General features: G+C 44.7%; 12 protein-coding genes and 1 other RNA gene. 10 read left to right on the top strand and 3 right to left on the bottom strand.

The window, feature by feature from the left end; genetic code table 11:
* Nucleotides 1-137: 137 nt before the first annotated feature.
* Nucleotides 138-494, bottom strand: a transfer-messenger RNA (tmRNA) gene (gene ssrA, locus J5O05_RS03725).
* Between the two features lie 252 nt (nt 495-746).
* Between ssrA and J5O05_RS03720 the strand changes: the two genes are divergently transcribed.
* On the top strand, nt 747-2381 hold the full coding sequence (locus tag J5O05_RS03720) for a DUF342 domain-containing protein (RefSeq protein WP_208843651.1): 1635 nt from the start codon (nt 747-749) through the stop codon (nt 2379-2381).
* 12 nt (nt 2382-2393) lie between these two features.
* Here the strand turns inward: J5O05_RS03720 and rnt are convergent, their stop codons facing one another.
* Nucleotides 2394-3071 (bottom strand): ribonuclease T, encoded by a 678-nt coding sequence (rnt, locus tag J5O05_RS03715; protein ID WP_208844461.1) that lies wholly within the window; start codon nt 3069-3071, stop codon nt 2394-2396.
* Nucleotides 3072-3257: 186 nt separating this feature from the next.
* Here rnt and J5O05_RS03710 point away from each other — a divergent pair, with 186 nt between their 5' ends.
* Entirely contained in the window at nt 3258-4133 is an 876-nt protein-coding gene (locus tag J5O05_RS03710) for a flagellar protein MotY (RefSeq protein ID WP_208843650.1), read from the top strand.
* A gap of 84 nt (nt 4134-4217) precedes the next feature.
* Here the strand turns inward: J5O05_RS03710 and mnmC are convergent, their stop codons facing one another.
* Nucleotides 4218-6203 (bottom strand): bifunctional tRNA (5-methylaminomethyl-2-thiouridine)(34)-methyltransferase MnmC2/FAD-dependent 5-carboxymethylaminomethyl-2-thiouridine(34) oxidoreductase MnmC1, encoded by a 1986-nt coding sequence (mnmC, locus tag J5O05_RS03705; RefSeq protein ID WP_208843649.1) that lies wholly within the window; start codon nt 6201-6203, stop codon nt 4218-4220.
* 173 nt (nt 6204-6376) lie between these two features.
* Here mnmC and fabB point away from each other — a divergent pair, with 173 nt between their 5' ends.
* From fabB to J5O05_RS03665, 8 genes are all read left to right on the top strand, one after another.
* Entirely contained in the window at nt 6377-7591 is a 1215-nt protein-coding gene (gene fabB, locus J5O05_RS03700) for a beta-ketoacyl-ACP synthase I (protein ID WP_208843648.1), read from the top strand.
* Nucleotides 7592-7893: 302 nt separating this feature from the next.
* Complete coding sequence (locus J5O05_RS03695; protein WP_208843647.1) at nt 7894-10029, top strand: TonB-dependent receptor; 2136 nt, start codon at nt 7894-7896, stop codon at nt 10027-10029.
* 150 nt (nt 10030-10179) lie between these two features.
* Nucleotides 10180-11304 carry a 4-phosphoerythronate dehydrogenase gene (locus J5O05_RS03690; RefSeq protein WP_208843646.1) on the top strand — a complete coding sequence of 375 codons (1125 nt, stop codon included), beginning with the start codon at nt 10180-10182 and terminating at the stop codon, nt 11302-11304.
* Nucleotides 11305-11317: 13 nt separating this feature from the next.
* Nucleotides 11318-12334: an aspartate-semialdehyde dehydrogenase gene (locus J5O05_RS03685; protein WP_208843645.1), complete on the top strand. Its 1017-nt coding sequence runs from the start codon at nt 11318-11320 to the stop codon at nt 12332-12334.
* Between the two features lie 294 nt (nt 12335-12628).
* Entirely contained in the window at nt 12629-14638 is a 2010-nt protein-coding gene (locus J5O05_RS03680; protein WP_208843644.1) for a FimV/HubP family polar landmark protein, read from the top strand.
* Nucleotides 14598-15038 carry a hypothetical protein gene (locus J5O05_RS03675; RefSeq protein WP_208843643.1) on the top strand — a complete coding sequence of 147 codons (441 nt, stop codon included), beginning with the start codon at nt 14598-14600 and terminating at the stop codon, nt 15036-15038. Before J5O05_RS03680 ends, J5O05_RS03675 begins: the two co-directional genes overlap by 41 nt.
* On the top strand, nt 14992-15201 hold the full coding sequence (locus J5O05_RS03670; protein WP_208843642.1) for a hypothetical protein: 210 nt from the start codon (nt 14992-14994) through the stop codon (nt 15199-15201). Before J5O05_RS03675 ends, J5O05_RS03670 begins: the two co-directional genes overlap by 47 nt.
* Before the next feature lie 5 nt (nt 15202-15206).
* Nucleotides 15207-15371, top strand: a complete 165-nt coding sequence (locus J5O05_RS03665) for a hypothetical protein (protein ID WP_208843641.1) — start codon at nt 15207-15209, stop codon at nt 15369-15371.
* Nucleotides 15372-15394 lie beyond the last annotated feature (23 nt).

The following is a 15394-nucleotide window of genomic DNA, read 5'->3' as shown; positions in this document are numbered from 1 at the left end:
TAATTCATTACAAGCAATTGTTAACACTGGGGGCTATTCTAACGGGAAAAACGGTCTCCGAAAAGGGTCTCCGAAGCCTAGAAAAAGAAAAGCCCCAAGCCGTTGTTTATTAACGAATCTTAGGGCTTTCCGAGAGGTGGTGGAGCCGGGGGGATTTGAACCCCCGTCCGAAAAGCCTCGACCCTCGGTCCTACATGCTTAGTCTTGTCTATATATTAACCTTCAAAACTCGGACAGACACGATTAGTGAAGGCGAGGCCGCTTAAGTTTAACCCTTCAACCCCGGCCAGGGTTTCCGTGGCGATCTTGTGTAGGGTGACACTCAAAATCCAGGCCCACAAGAGAGCTTGGGAGAGTGCTAGCGGGCTATTATGCCGCTAGAGCGTAGTTATCGTCGTTTGCGATTACTTTAAATGCGGCTTTTTTACGAGGCCAACCGCGTCCTCGACATGCACCTCAGGCTTCTTGAATTCCGTCGAATCCTAATCGGCCCCTGAATCTTGTTCAGATGAAGTAAGGCAAGTATAGCGGAGTTTGGGGTACTAGCTCAATAGTGTTTCTAGCATATTCTTTTTTATTTTAATTACTTGGTGCTTTTCTGTTCGATTTCTGTTTACAATCATTTATATTTTGTTTCTACTTACGATTGCAATTGTAACGGAACAGCGATTAACTGTGCGTAATTCGTTGTCTGTTGCATAAAACAATAATAACAGCGTACCTAATTTAGCGTCGGAAGGTTGTGAATGTCGCTTTTTGTTTTCGATGAACAGTCTGGTCAACTGTCTCTTTCAGGTCACCCGAAAGATACAGGTTTTCCTGCCACAAGTGCTCAACTAATAGAGTTGATTGAGCAGTCTGCTTATGCTGACTTCGATATTTTGCATGCCAACGTCGGTAAACTTTTCAATCCGAGTAATGATCAAGCGAAAGACTCACTGTTAGTTGCGAAAGCAGCTGATGCGCAAATATCTGTTCGAATCGATGACAACAATATGCTCGCAGAAGCGCGTATTACCACTGCGCGTGGCGGCAAAATGATCAACATGGATCAAGCCAAAGCGACATTAGCAGCAGCAGGTGTGGTTCGTGGTATCAACCAAAGCGCATTAGACAAATTTTTAGGACAACAATTCGAGTCGCCAAGTGGTGCGACATACAATGCCATTGTGGCGCACGGTCAACGAGCTAAAGATGGTTCGGATGCTCGATTTGTTCGTTTGTGCATGACAGCGCAAGACCGTATTTTAAGCCCGCAGGAAAAAGAAGGTGGCAAGGTTGATATGCGTGACCTCGGTGCCATCATCACGGTGGTTCCGGGTACGCCATTGATGAAACGTATTCCCGCGACGCTAGGTGAAGCGGGATTCACGGTGTTTGGCGATGTGTTACAACCTAAGCCTGGCCGCGACCTTGAACTTGAAGTGTTCGATGGTACGAAGCTGGACCCCACTGATTCAAATTTATTGATTGCCGATGCGAAAGGTGTTCCTGTTGCCCTACCTCGAGGTATTCGTGTTGATGATGTGCTGTGCTATGAAAATATCGACGTTACAACGGGACATGTGGAATTTGACGGTAGCGTAATTGTCAGCGGCGATATTAAAGACGGCATGCGTGTCAAAGCGAGTGGAGATATTACGGTAATTGGTTTTGTCGAATCCGCAACACTTGAGTGTGAGGGGGCGGTTACTATTGTGTTAGGCGCGATTGGCCGTAAACGAATAGAGAATGAGGCGTTTTCTTGCGAAATTAAAGCGAAACGAACCATTTCAATTGGTTATGCGCAGTATTGCAATATCCACAGCGATCAAGACCTCTTTATTGACCGACAAGCTTTGCACTGTGATTTGAGCGCTCGACGCCTAATACGCGTGGGTAAAGGTGAAACACCGCGGGGTAAAATCATCGGCGGTCATATTTTAGATGCTTTGCGCATTGAAACGGGTGAACTGGGCGCACCATCTGGCACCAAGACTCGAATTTCGATAGCTCAAAATTGGCATACACTTCGCGAAAAACAATTGCAGTTTGTGGAATTTGAGAAAATTCTCAGTGCAAAAGCAGAGGCCGTTCGTCAAGCGAAGAAAAAAGCAGCAAAGGCTGCGCCTTCAAGCAAGCGCGACGCGTATCTGCAAAAGTTATTAAACAGTGAAAAACAGTTAGACCTCCATTTAGCTCGAAACCGCCGTAACGTGGTGCTGGTAAAACAGAAGATCAATGCGCTTTTAAAAACGAGTAGGGTGAAGGTGAATGAATTAATGCATCCAGGGGTGGAACTTAAAATAGCGCGAGATTGCAAAATGTTTTCACGAATTTACCCGCCACATTTGCTAAAACTGGATGAAGGTAAAATTACCCAGCAATTTGTAACGGGTTAAAGAAACCAAGCGTTAAGCTTGGTTTTCTTCAGAGAGTTCTTCTTCATTGTCGGCTGTATCGTTTGTCAGCGGCCATCCGCCTAAAGCTTGCCATTTATTAACGATGTAACAGAATAGTTCTGCGGTACGCTCTGTGTCATACAAGGCACTGTGCGCTTGCTTATTATCAAATTCAATCCCAGCCGCGATACACGCCTTTGCAAGCACAGTTTGCCCAAGTGCAAGACCAGCAAGCGAAGTGGTATCAAAACTCACAAATGGGTGAAATGGAGTACGTTTAATTCGGCAACGCTCGATTGCGGCATTCAGAAATCCATGATCAAACGCGGCGTTGTGTGCAACGACAACGGCCCGGCTGCATCCTGCGTCCTTCTGAGCTTTACGAACGGCTTTGCAGATCTCTTTGATTGCTTCAGTTTCTGGCACTGCGCCTCGCAACGCTGAAAATGGGTCAATTCCATTAAAGTCAATTGCAGCTTGCTCAATGTTTGCCCCTTCAAATGGTTCAACGTGAAAGTGCACCGTTTGGTCTATACTGAGTACACCGTTTTCGTCCATTTTAAGGGTGGTTGCCGCTATTTCTAGCAAGGCATCGGTATCTTTGTTAAAGCCTGCGGTTTCGACGTCGATAACAACAGGAAAGAATCCGCGAAAGCGTTTTGCAAATAACGTTTGCTCTGAATTAGTCATGACCATTTTGCGTTGCTGAGTTGAGCCGCGTATTATGTCAAAAGATGGCCTGTTTTGACCAGCCAATATTACCCCGAGTTTTTAATGTAAAGGCACGGGTATTGCATAACCTGTAACATTCAGCCGCAGAAATCGGATATTGGACGTTTTTTTGGCGGCATTGTTTTGTAAGTGAAGGTGAATAACGTGAAGTATGGTTGGCTTTTCCTCTCGATGGGGATCACAGTTACATGCAGCTTGAATGCGCATGCTGCGATGCGGCAATATTCCGCCACGGCGGACGCGTCTAATTGGACCGTGAACAAAACCAACCGATTAGCGTGTACTTTGCAGCACGAAGTGCCGTACTACGGTGATGCCATATTTTCAGCTGCGGCGAGTAAGAACAAAGATTTAACCTTTAACTTTGATATGATGGTCCGCCCTGAATCTTACGACTTTGCGGGAGTTCAATCGGTTCCGCCAGCTTGGCGTGCTGGACAGCCTGCGCGTGATTTAACAACCATGAAACTCTTGAAGAAGTTTGATGGTGAATTAGGTAACGATAGCGCGTGGGAAATGTTAACCGAGCTTGAAAAAGGGTACTTCCCAACGTTCTATTACAAAGATTGGTCGAATAAGGTGGATTACATCTCCGTTGCACTGTCTTCTGTGAATTTTAAACAGGCGTATTGGGCATTTTTGCAATGTCGTGATGGGCTACTTCCTTATAGTTTTGAAGACATCGCCTTTACGGTTATGAACTATAAGAGCGCGTCGAGTGAGTTAACCAAAGACTCGCGTAAACGCCTTGAAATGATTGGTGAATACCTGAAGAACGATCCTGAAATTGCAACTATAGAAATTGCGGCCTTTACTGACAGTTATGGTGGTCGTTCGACGAACTTAGAATTATCGAAGAAACGTGCTCGGGCGATAAAAGACTATATGGTTTCATTAGGTGTTGCTGAAACGCGTATTATGACCGATGGTTTTGGTGAAAAACGCCACATTGCGGACAACGCGACAGTCATTGGTCGAGGTAAAAACCGCCGCGTAGTGATCCAACTGGCACGGCAGTAACTTTTTCTAAAGGCATTCAAACCCCTTTCTTTAACTCGTTGGTAAGGATTCAAAACGTCCACGCCAACGAGTTTTACCCGAAATCTATCGTTCTTTTCTAAGCAGACCACGGATCACAAAACGGGCAGGGTGAAGGCCTTCGTTTAGTCGCTCAGATAAAGGTCTTGGTTCATCCAGTAAACAAGAAACATAATGCTCTGCGAGTAGCGGCGCACTGCATAGTCCTCGGGCGCCAAATCCAGTAAAGACGTGAAGCCCTTCATGTGGCCTTTCGAGCTGAGCAAAATCATAATGTTTGCCTTTGCGAAGATTACCAAATGCGTGATCGTAGCGACTTTCATCTATTACCTCACCGAGCATGGGAAGGTGGTCAGAGAAACAGCAGCGAACGGCCGATTTAGCGCCAGTGATTTCCCCAAGGGTTTGATACCACGGTTGGTCGCCATAAAAACGAGCCAACTGCGCTTGATTAATTTGGTTGTCCTCGTTAGTGACCGCACGCGACTTTGTGTTTTTATCAAAGGTTGCGCCCATGCAGTGTTCGCCCTGATGAGCAGGTGTAAAGTACCCTTTATGGCAAAGCACGGTGTTAAGTTTCATCGAATTGTTTGAGGCTTGAATGTGTGAAACCTGACCTCGCACGCCGTGAAGAGGCAGCGCAGAGGTTTGTGTAAACCCATCACTGTGTTCGCCTGCGCTGACAAATACGTCTGAAAATGGTCCGAATATCTCGGAGCCAGTATGCAATAACCAGCCACTGTCGGTAGGTTCAATATTCAATATTTTGCAGTTAAAATGGGTGTCCATTGATTTTAATGACGCCGCTTTCGCACTCACTGCTTGCGTTAATTCAGGTGGACTTACCCAACCGGCTTGCTCGATAAACAATCCGCTGTGGCCCGTAGGAAGGCCTGCAATTTGGTCAGCTTCCTGTTCGTCTAGTTTACGCAGTAATGCGTCAGGCCAAGTCGCTTTGTCCATAATGTTGGTTTGGCGCTCGGCCACTGTTTGACTAATCGCCTGGATCAATACACCACACCATTGATGTGCGTAATCAAACCCTTCATTCAAGAGTTGTTGGTACAGTCGTTTGGCGTATAGGAAGCTATGCGCATACATTTCACTTTGAACGGTAAAATCGGCCTGTAGATGCGGGTAAACAGCACCTTGACGATTGTGCGATGCCCCCATTGCAAATTCGTTATCCGCGCAAAATACTGACACGGATCTCCCTCGCTTAGCCAACGCAAAGCTTAGTGACGCGCTGGCGATCCCGCCACCGATGATGGCAACTCGGTCCAGCGTGCGCGGCGCATGAGTAAAATACACTTTTTCATGCTTGGCATCAGTGACGTTGTTAAGCTCACCTGTGAGCATTTCCCGTTTTCGACCATAGCCTTTAGATTTGACCATGTTAAAACCAGCGTCGATGAGGCCTCGACGAACAAACCCCGCAGCAGTAAACGTCGCCACTGTCGCACCTTTACGACTTATGTTTGCCATTTCATCAAACAATGATTGTTGCCACATTTCAGGGTTTTTACTTGGTGCAAATCCATCTAAAAACCAAGCATCAACAATTCCTCGGTCGCTGTAGCTCATTTGCGGTAAACTTTCTTGAACGTCTCCAAACCATAGGTCAAGGACAACATTACCATTGTCAAAGACTAAGCGATGGCAACCTTTTAAGGCCATTGGATATTGACTGCATAGCTGTTTTGCGTAATGTGCAACAGTAGGCCAAGCTGAAAGGGCTTTTTCCAAGTCTGCCTGATTGATGGGAAATTTCTCAAATGAGACGAAATGGAGTCGTTTAACTTTTCTTGTGTCGCGAAGTGCATCGAACTGTTGCCACGCGTTTAAAAAGTTTAATCCAGTTCCAAAACCAGTTTCTGCAATAACAAAATGCTCACGGTCATGGTTTTGTAACCGCTCATCGATACGATTTTGAATGAAGAAGACGTAATGTGATTCTTTGAGGCCGTCGTCGTTGCTGAAATACACGTCGTCAAATGCATCGGCGACCGGAGTACCTAGTTCATTAAAATGTATTTTGGCGTTTTGGATCATTAGCGGACTTCAGATCAAAGAATTTTGACTATTTTACGAGTTTTCTTTGCTTTAGTCCGTTGTTATTTATAAATTTGATTTCAGTTTACGTGTGTACGCTGGAAAGCTGACCACTTTGCATTAAGTTTCAGCGTAAAATAATTGCAATTTTGTATAGTTCTAAGGGAATTCCCATGAGAAGAGCCGTAATTACGGGTATCGGTGTAGTATCAAGCATCGGTAACAACAAGCATGAAGTATTAGAATCATTAAAAGCAGGTAAAAGCGGTATCGCTCACAACGAAGAGTTTGTTGAGTACAATTTACGTAGCACGGTATCAGGTAAAATTGATATCGATGTAAAAGAATTAGTAGACCGTAAAGCATTCCGTTTTATGGGTGACGCTGCTGCTTACTCGTATATTTCAATGCAGCAAGCAATTGAAGATTCAGGTTTGACGGAAGAGCAAGTGTCAAATGAGCGTACGGGCCTTATCGTGGGTTCAGGTGGCGGTTCTTCTAAATATCAAGTTGAAGCGGCAGACATTCTACGCGAAAAAGGCGTAAAGAAAGTTGGTCCTTACATGGTGCCTCGTACAATGGCGAGCACGACGTCAGCGTGTTTGGCAACACCATTTAAAATCAAAGGTGTGAACTATTCAATTAGTTCAGCGTGCGCAACGTCAGCACACTGTATTGGTAATGCGGTTGAGCAAATTCAACTTGGCAAGCAAGACGTGATTTTCGCAGGTGGTGGTGAAGAGCTTCACTGGACATTGGCGATGGAATTCGACGCGATGGGCGCACTTTCAACAAAGTACAATGAAACGCCAGAAAAGGCATCTCGTACTTATGACGCAAACCGTGATGGTTTTGTTATCTCTGGTGGCGGCGGTATCGTTGTTGTTGAAGAGCTTGAGCATGCCTTGGCGCGTGGTGCACACATTTATGCCGAAATCGTTGGTTACGGTGCAACCTCTGACGGTTATGACATGGTTGCACCATCAGGTGAAGGTGCGGTGCGTTGTATGAAACAAGCACTGGCGGGTGTACAAGGTAAAGTTGATTACCTAAATACACACGGCACATCAACACCAGTTGGAGACGTAAAAGAATTAGGCGCTATCAAAGAGCTATTCGGCAATGACTCACCAGCAATTAGCGCGACTAAAGCGATGACAGGTCACGCGTTAGGTGCAGCGGGTGTACATGAAGCGATTTTCTCATTACTTATGCTAGAAAATAACTTCGTTGCGCCTTCAATTAATATTGAAGAGTTAGATGCAGAAGCGCAGGGCTTGGACATCGTCACAGAACGTCGAGATACGGAACTGAATATTGTTATGTCAAACAGCTTCGGGTTTGGCGGCACAAATGCAACGCTAGTAATGCAAAAGTACAAAGGTTAATTGAGTCCAGCCTTTGAGTAAAAACCGAGCCTAGCTCGGTTTTTTGTTTTCTAAGACTTTAAGACGTGGGGAGCGGCTCTACTTTAAAATAAGTAAATGTTCTACATACTCGAAAAATCAAACCGAGATAAAAATCAATATAAGCGCAAAAGTTGATTAAAGTTAGTAAGTTGGCAAGAGACAAGGTTTGCAGAAATAAATAATATTATTGCAAATAATAATGAGAATAGTTTGCAATAAAATTTATGAAAAGTTAGGATGCGTCCAAATTCGGAACTCTATTTGGCGATTTGGGACCTACTATGCGCTTACTTTCTACCTCTTTGTCTTTACTCTCTTTATGTATATCAGCATCTCTTTATGCAAGTGAAACTAAAGCACCTCAAGAGCAATCTCTTGAACGTATTATTGTCACAGGATCGCGTGTTGCTGAAAGCATGGACGAGGTACCAGCTTCAATCACCATCATTACCCAGCAAGCGCTACAAGAACAGTTAAAAATCAATCCAGAATTACAAAGTATACTAGGTGCTTTGGTGCCAGGCATGGCTGCAGACACGGGTTCTTCAAGTAACTCATCACAAACCCTCCGAGGCCGAAACCCATTGGTTATGATTGACGGCGTTCCTCAGTCAACACCTTTGCGCAACGGGGCACTCGACATTAGAACAATTGACCCAAGTGCGATAGCGAGGATTGAAGTTATAAAAGGCGCAACGTCGATTTATGGAAATGGTGCGGCAGGAGGGATTATTAATTTCATCACCAAAAAATCACAAAGTGGTGCGCCTGTGAATGGTGAAGTAAACGTCAGCAGTCGTTTTAGCGCCGTTAAGTTAGAAGAATCTGCAGGTGCTCGGTTCTCCGGGGCGGTAGATGGTACTTTAGACAAATTTAATTACTTGTTTGTGGCGAGCTATGAAGAAAATGGCGTTCAACGTGACGCAGAAGGTGACATCCTTGGTTTGCAATATGGCTTGTCTGATTCTGTAACCGAAAACTATTTCACTAAGCTTGGTTATGACATCGATGCGGATAAATCGCTGAGTGTGAGTTACAACTTTTATCGCTCACAGCAAAAAACGGATCTTGGTGATGTGGTCAATGATATCAATACCGGTACAAAAACTTACGCGATTCACGTGCCGAAAGCCTTACAAAAACAAGGTAAACCGCAAGGTCCTGATGGCAATGAAAACGTCTCAATAAAATACATCGATAACGCTATTTTTGGTGACACGCAACTTACCGTTGACTTGTACTCACAGAAAATCGAAAACGTTTTCTTCTATTCACCTCGACTCGCAAATCCCGACTTAGGGCTAGACGGTGGGCAATCGATCATTCGGTCAGAGAAATCAGGCCTACGCTCAACGTTTAACACGCAATTGACGTTTTCAAATACGGAGGCAACCTTCATCTATGGTGTCGACCTTCTCAACGACACGACTTCACAACCTTTGGTAGATGGGCGTGTTTGGGTGCCAGAAATGGACATGCAAAGTGCAGCGGGCTTTTTGCAAACTAAATGGGTCTTCAATAATGATTTTATTGTCAAAGCGGGCGTACGAAACGAGCGCATCGACTTAGAAGTTGATGACTATTCAACGTTGAAGTTATGTACGTCAGCGACACAGTGTTCAACTGCGGTAGATGTCAAAGGCGACACCTTAGAATATCGCGCGACAACCTATAATCTGGGCATTAAGTACAATTGGAGTGAGGCGTTTAGCCCGTTTGTAAGCATGTCACAAGGCGCCGACATTTCTGATTTGGGATTATTGTTGAGAGCCGCAACAGTGTCGGATATTGCGGATATCCAAACGGAAGCCGCAATTATTGATAATTATGAAATGGGATTTAGGTCACAGTTTGAATCGACACGCTTTGAATTCGCAGCATTTCGAAGTTTGTCAGAATTAGGGACGTCGAATAAGCTCAATCCGCAAACGGGTGTCTACGAACCTTTGCGTGCTCCACAGCGTATTTGGGGCTACGAAGCGGTGATAAGTCATGACTTCTCGCGTGCTTTGCAAATGACAGCAAGTTATAGCTTTGTAGAAGGGAAGCAAACGAGTACAGATACCTACCTAGGTTCGCGTCAAATCAATGCACCGAAGGGGACCGTAAACGTGAAGTGGCGAGCGACTGATCGATTAATCGTGAATGTTGACGGTATTTACGTGGGTGATAGAAAACGTTTTGATCCGGATGCATCAGGTAAATATGGCGCGGATCAAGGGCCAGTGGACAGCTATTTCGTCGTAAATCTAAATAGTAACTATCAGTTCACGCCTAAATTATCAGGCTATGTTGGTATTCAGAATCTACTCAATTTAGATTATTACCCGTCTCGTTCGCAATCCTACGCTTATGGCAGTTATAACGTTAAAGGTCTTGGCACAACGGTCAATCTAGGCGTGCAATTTAAGCTCTAATGTACTCGCGATAAGCGCTGCATCTCCCTTTGACGAAGGAAAGGTAAAATCAATGCATTTTACAATTCCTTCGCATCTTTCCTGCCAAAACGCGTGGGATCAGTTACAATAGCGACCCACATAACCCCAATTAAATTCAAAGAGTTTGTAATGAAAATCCTTGCGGATCAAAATATGCCGTTGGTGGAGGAGTATTTCTCAGATATTGGCAATGTTGTACGCTTTGATGGCAGGAACTTAAGTCCTGAAGCGGTCCGAGATGCGGATGTGCTTTTGGTTCGCTCTGTCACGCCAGTGAATGCTGAATTACTAAAGCAAGCAGTAAAGTTGAAATTTGTTGGCACCGCAACGATAGGGATTGACCATGTCGATACCGAACTCTTATCTCAGCGCCAAATCGCTTTTTCGAGTGCGCCGGGATGCAACGCCATTGCCGTTGCTGAATACGTAATTAGTACCTTGTTTGCCTTTTCCCAAGAACTAAATGAGCCACTTTCAGGCAAGAAAATCGGTATCATAGGACTGGGAAATATTGGTGAATGTTTACGACATAAGCTGGCTGCGCTTGATGTTGAATTGCTGCTCTGTGACCCTGTTCGTCATGAGCAAGGTTCGCTTGATGAACACATCGACATTGATACGTTGCTTACCGAAGCCGATATTATTACTTGTCATGTGCCATTGGTTAAAACCGGAGCGCACGCGACGAAACATTTGCTCAGTGAAAAGCGGTTGGCAAAATTAAAACCAGGCACAATTGTAGTGAATGCGAGCCGAGGCGATGTCATCGACAACCAAGCTTTATTGCATTTGATGCAGCGTGGGTTGGGGCTTGAGCTCGCGCTAGATGTTTGGGAAAATGAACCTAATATTGCGTTAGATTTACTTCCTTTCGTTCGCTTTGCATCTGTGCATATTGCGGGTCATACGTTAGAAGGCAAAGCCCGAGGCACAGAGATGCTGTATCAAGCGCTCAGTCGTCTTGTAGGCTTTCAGCCGGATAAAACGCTCACCCAGTTTTTACCGAATCCAGCATTGGATAAATGTACCATTTCGAACGAGTTTGAAATGACGGATTTAGGTCGACTGGTTCATTTAATCTATGACGTACGTCGAGATGATGGCTTGCTAAGACGAAATATCACGACAAAAGGTTTTGACTATCTGCGTAAAAACTACCCTGTGCGTAGAGAATTTAGCACGTTAGCGGTAGAATGTAATACATTGCAAGCGTCTACATTGGCGCAGTTGGGCTTTACGACACGCCCTATTTGAAAAGAGGATTACCATGTCGCAGAAATTTAATGTTGCGGTTGTAGGCGCTACAGGTCTTGTAGGTCGCCAAATGATTGAAATTTTGGAAGAGCGTAACTTCCCAGTTGATACGTTATATCCGCTTGCGAGTAGCCGCAGTGCAGGTGAAGACGTGGATTTTAAGGGAAGCAAAATTACCGTAATTGACGTTGAAGAATTTGACTTTGCGAATGCGCATATTGCCCTGTTTTCGGCAGGTGGTAGTGTGTCTGAAAAATACGCACCAATCGCTGCAGAAGCGGGTTGTGTGGTGATCGATAACACCTCACATTTTCGTTATGACTATGATGTGCCACTTGTTGTGCCAGAAGTTAACCGTGAAGCACTGGCTGATTTTCGCAATCGCAACATCATTGCTAATCCAAACTGTTCAACTATCCAAATGCTCGTAGCGCTTAAGCCAATTCATGACGCTTACGGTATTGATAGAATCAACGTAACAACGTATCAGTCGGTATCGGGTGCAGGCAAAGAAGCCGTTGAAGAATTAGTGCGTCAAACGGCCAACTTAATGAATGGTCGCCCAATGGAAAACGAGATTTTCCCAAAGCAAATCGCGTTTAACGTTATCCCGCAAATCGATGCGTTTCAAGAAAATGGCTACACCAAAGAAGAAATGAAAATGGTGTGGGAAACGCAGAAGATTTTTGGCGATAGCACGATTATGGTTAACCCAACAGCCGTTCGCGTCCCTGTGTTTTATGGTCACTCAGAAGCGATACATCTTGAAACGCGCATGCCGTTTGACTTACAACACGTAAAAGACTTGCTGCGTGACGCGCCGGGCGTTGAGTTGATTGAAGATGAGCAAGATTATCCTACCGCTGTCTCGGATGCGAGTGGCAACGACAATGTGTTTGTTGGTCGTGTTCGTCAGGATATTTCACATCCAAATGGATTAAATCTATGGATTGTGTCTGATAACATTCGTAAAGGTGCGGCGACGAATAGCGTACAAATCGCAGAAGCGTTAATTGAGTCATACCTTTAAAACTGACTATTCGTGCGGTTTTTTGCCGCACGAATTCTCCATTTCCGCGTTTTATGATCTATTCTCATTTTATTGCAAAGTTGGTATTTAAATTTGCTCCTACTTTGTTCCTATAAGCATGTTAATTTTCAATATCTTGCAATGGATATTCCGGCCTTTCTGGTTTATAGTTTGGATGTGGAATAGAGCTTGCTTAATAAAATTATAAGATACCACGTGACGAACTGTTGACGTGGTAGTAGTTTGAAATATTATCGCTCGCTTTTTTGGCGGGTATGACTTTAAGGGATCAGCATGCGCGGTTTAGCCTTATTTTGTATTTTAGCGTCTGCATTGCTTGTCACTCCAGTCCATCCTGAAGAGGGAACGCCTCTGCGAGTGCTCAAGGGAGTTGACTACGGGATGCAAGGGCGTGCGATTGGCCCAATTAAGCCAACCGATACGTTATGGCGGATTGCTGCCAAAGTGCGGCCGGACGAGTCTGTCTCCATTTATCAGGTGATGGTGGCGCTTTATGAAAAAAATCCGGATTCCTTTTTAGATCAAAATCTCAACCATATGCGCAGTGGCGCGTACCTCCAAATTCCTTCAATGGGTGAAGTCCGTAAGGTTAACCCGATTTTTGCCCGTCAGCGCTCAGAACAAGATGACCATTTATGGGATCTCAAAAAGAGTGGCATGTTAGATGAAAACACCATTGAAGAGGCAAAGAAAAAAGTAACTCAAGCGCGCAAAGTGGACGTTGATGCGGCTAAGCAAGAATTGGAAGATGCGATTAAAAATATTCGCATTGAACAAGATGCACGTTTGGTTGAATTACAAAATGAATTTAAAACGTCAGTAAAAAGCGTAGAAGAAATACTTCAAGAGAACAACAAACTAAAAAAACAACTTGGAAGTATTTCAAAAGAAATAGAAACCGTTCGCCAACAGCTTGGTCAAGACAGTGATATTCAAAGACAGTTGCAAGCCGTTATCGACCAGCAACGCGAACTAATCGCACAACAAGAAGCAAAAAAAAAACAAGCGAGTGAATTCCAATTTGACCTCTCCTCACCACTCGCCATAACTCTGCTTGCGACTATACCAAGTCTTTTAGCCCTTATTGGCTTTGTGTTTTTCTTACGTAAACGCAAATCCAAAACGGCTCATTCCGATGATGACGATGATTTCTTACCTAAATCCCCAAGTAAAAAAGATGATTTAGACCCTCTAGACTTAGGTCCAATCGGTGCAGCGACTGCTGCTGGCATGGCAACAGGCGCTGCAGTTGCGTCTGATGATGATCTCAGCGTTCAACTTGATGACGACATGTTGCCTGAAGATGACATCATGTTTGATGACCTTGAGGAAGATGCATTTGAAGATTCGAATAGTGTTCTAGACAACGACGAACTAGACAGTTTGCTTTCGGAAGACATTGCGTTTGATGACGAAATTGGCGACATCGACGCTCTCGATACTGGTGACGATTTAGATGACTTCTTACAACAAAACTTTGACGGCGACGCGATTGATGAAATCGATCTAGATGTTGAGTCTGCGGGAGATGGTGGTGATATTCTCAGTGCAGATGATATTGACGATTTGTTTAAAGAAGTAGCAGGCTCCGACGACGAGCTTGATCTTTCAGACGACAATACACTGGATGTCAGTGATGATGCACTAGCCGCATTGAGTGAAGAATTAGCAACCGACACGCACAATGATGTAGATGTTGATATTGATTCTTTGCTTGAAAATAATGCCCCCGTCCAAGAGGACGAAGAGTTTGATTTAGACGACATTGACAGTCTCATTGATTCGGCAAATCTCGAAAAGGAGTCTAGTTCTGAAGGAAACGAAATTACAGACGAGGCCGATGACTTAGATGATTTGTTGGATGAAGATGATTTACTCGACGAAGTCGATGATATCGATTCACTCTTAGATGAAGTTCAAGACGAGAAAAGCAATGCCCCCGTCGATGCGGACGACATTGATGCACTTTTAGATGCGAATATTGATTTAGACGATCCCTCTGAATCAACGGATGAACTTGCCGAAGAACCATTCGACCTTGATGACATTGATAGTTTGTTGGATGACGTGCAAGACACGCAAGATACGATTGCGGTTGCCGATTCAGATGAGTTACTCGCTGAAGAACCGTTGACTGAAGATGCAAGTCTCGATGACATTAACGCGCTATTAGATGAAGAGTCTGATTTAGGCGAATTGTCTGAAGAATCACTTTCTGAAGATACAGAGTTAGCTGACATAGATGCTTTGTTGGAAGAAGAAGCTCGAACTCGACGACCTTGATGCACTGCTGGACGAAGAACCAGCAGAAGACTTACTGTCAGAAGATAGTCTTTCCGAAGAGCCAGAGCTAGACGACCTTGATGCGCTTCTGGAAGAAGAACCAGCAGAAGAGGCTTTGTCAGAAGACGGTCTTTTAGAAGAGCCAGAGCTCGATGACCTTGATGCGCTTCTGGAAGAAGAACCAGAAGAAGACGCTTTGTCAGAAGACAGTCTTTCTGAAGAGCCAGAGCTAGACGACCTTGATGCGCTTCTGGAAGAACAACCACCAGAAGACTTACTGTCAGAAGACAGTCTTTCCGAAGAGCCTGAGCTAGACGACCTTGATGCGCTTCTGGAAGAAGAACCAGCAGAAGATGCACTGTCAGAAGACAGTCTTTCTGAAGAGCCAGAGACTCGATGACCTTGATGCACTGCTGGACGAAGAACCAGCAGAAGACTTACTGTCAGAAGATAGTCTTTCTGAAGATCCAGAGTTAGACGACCTTGATGCGCTTCTGGAAGAAGAACCAGAAGAAGACGCTTTGTTAGAAGACAGTCTTTCTGAAGATCCAGAGACTCGATGACCTTGATGCGCTTCTGGACGAAGAACCAGAAGAAGACGCTTTGTCAGAAGACAGTCTTTCTGAAGAGCCAGAGACTCGATGACCTTGATGCGCTTCTGGAAGAAGAACCAGAAGAAGACGTACTGTCAGAAGACGGTCTTTTAGAAGATCCAGAGACTCGAAGACCTTGATGCACTGCTGGAAGAAGAACCAG

The organism is Pseudoalteromonas xiamenensis (assembly GCF_017638925.1).
In the GTDB taxonomy this organism is placed as follows: Bacteria; Pseudomonadota; Gammaproteobacteria; order Enterobacterales; family Alteromonadaceae; genus Pseudoalteromonas; species Pseudoalteromonas xiamenensis.
Note: the sequence above shows the minus strand (reverse complement) of the source record. Positions and strands in the feature narration are given on the sequence as shown.

Bases quoted from the DNA above. Each gene is read 5' to 3' on its own strand.
- J5O05_RS03665 (WP_208843641.1), top strand. From the start codon at position 15,207: ATGCGCTTCTGGACGAAGAACCAGAAGAAGACGCTTTGTCAGAAGACA.
- J5O05_RS03720 (WP_208843651.1), top strand. From the start codon at position 747: ATGTCGCTTTTTGTTTTCGATGAACAGTCTGGTCAACTGTCTCTTTCA.
- J5O05_RS03690 (WP_208843646.1), top strand. From the start codon at position 10,180: ATGAAAATCCTTGCGGATCAAAATATGCCGTTGGTGGAGGAGTATTTC.
- J5O05_RS03685 (WP_208843645.1), top strand. From the start codon at position 11,318: ATGTCGCAGAAATTTAATGTTGCGGTTGTAGGCGCTACAGGTCTTGTA.
- J5O05_RS03695 (WP_208843647.1), top strand. From the start codon at position 7,894: ATGCGCTTACTTTCTACCTCTTTGTCTTTACTCTCTTTATGTATATCA.
- rnt (WP_208844461.1), bottom strand. From the start codon at position 3,071: ATGACTAATTCAGAGCAAACGTTATTTGCAAAACGCTTTCGCGGATTC.
- J5O05_RS03680 (WP_208843644.1), top strand. From the start codon at position 12,629: ATGCGCGGTTTAGCCTTATTTTGTATTTTAGCGTCTGCATTGCTTGTC.
- J5O05_RS03675 (WP_208843643.1), top strand. From the start codon at position 14,598: ATGCTTTGTTGGAAGAAGAAGCTCGAACTCGACGACCTTGATGCACTG.
- fabB (WP_208843648.1), top strand. From the start codon at position 6,377: ATGAGAAGAGCCGTAATTACGGGTATCGGTGTAGTATCAAGCATCGGT.
- J5O05_RS03670 (WP_208843642.1), top strand. From the start codon at position 14,992: ATGCACTGTCAGAAGACAGTCTTTCTGAAGAGCCAGAGACTCGATGAC.
- mnmC (WP_208843649.1), bottom strand. From the start codon at position 6,203: ATGATCCAAAACGCCAAAATACATTTTAATGAACTAGGTACTCCGGTC.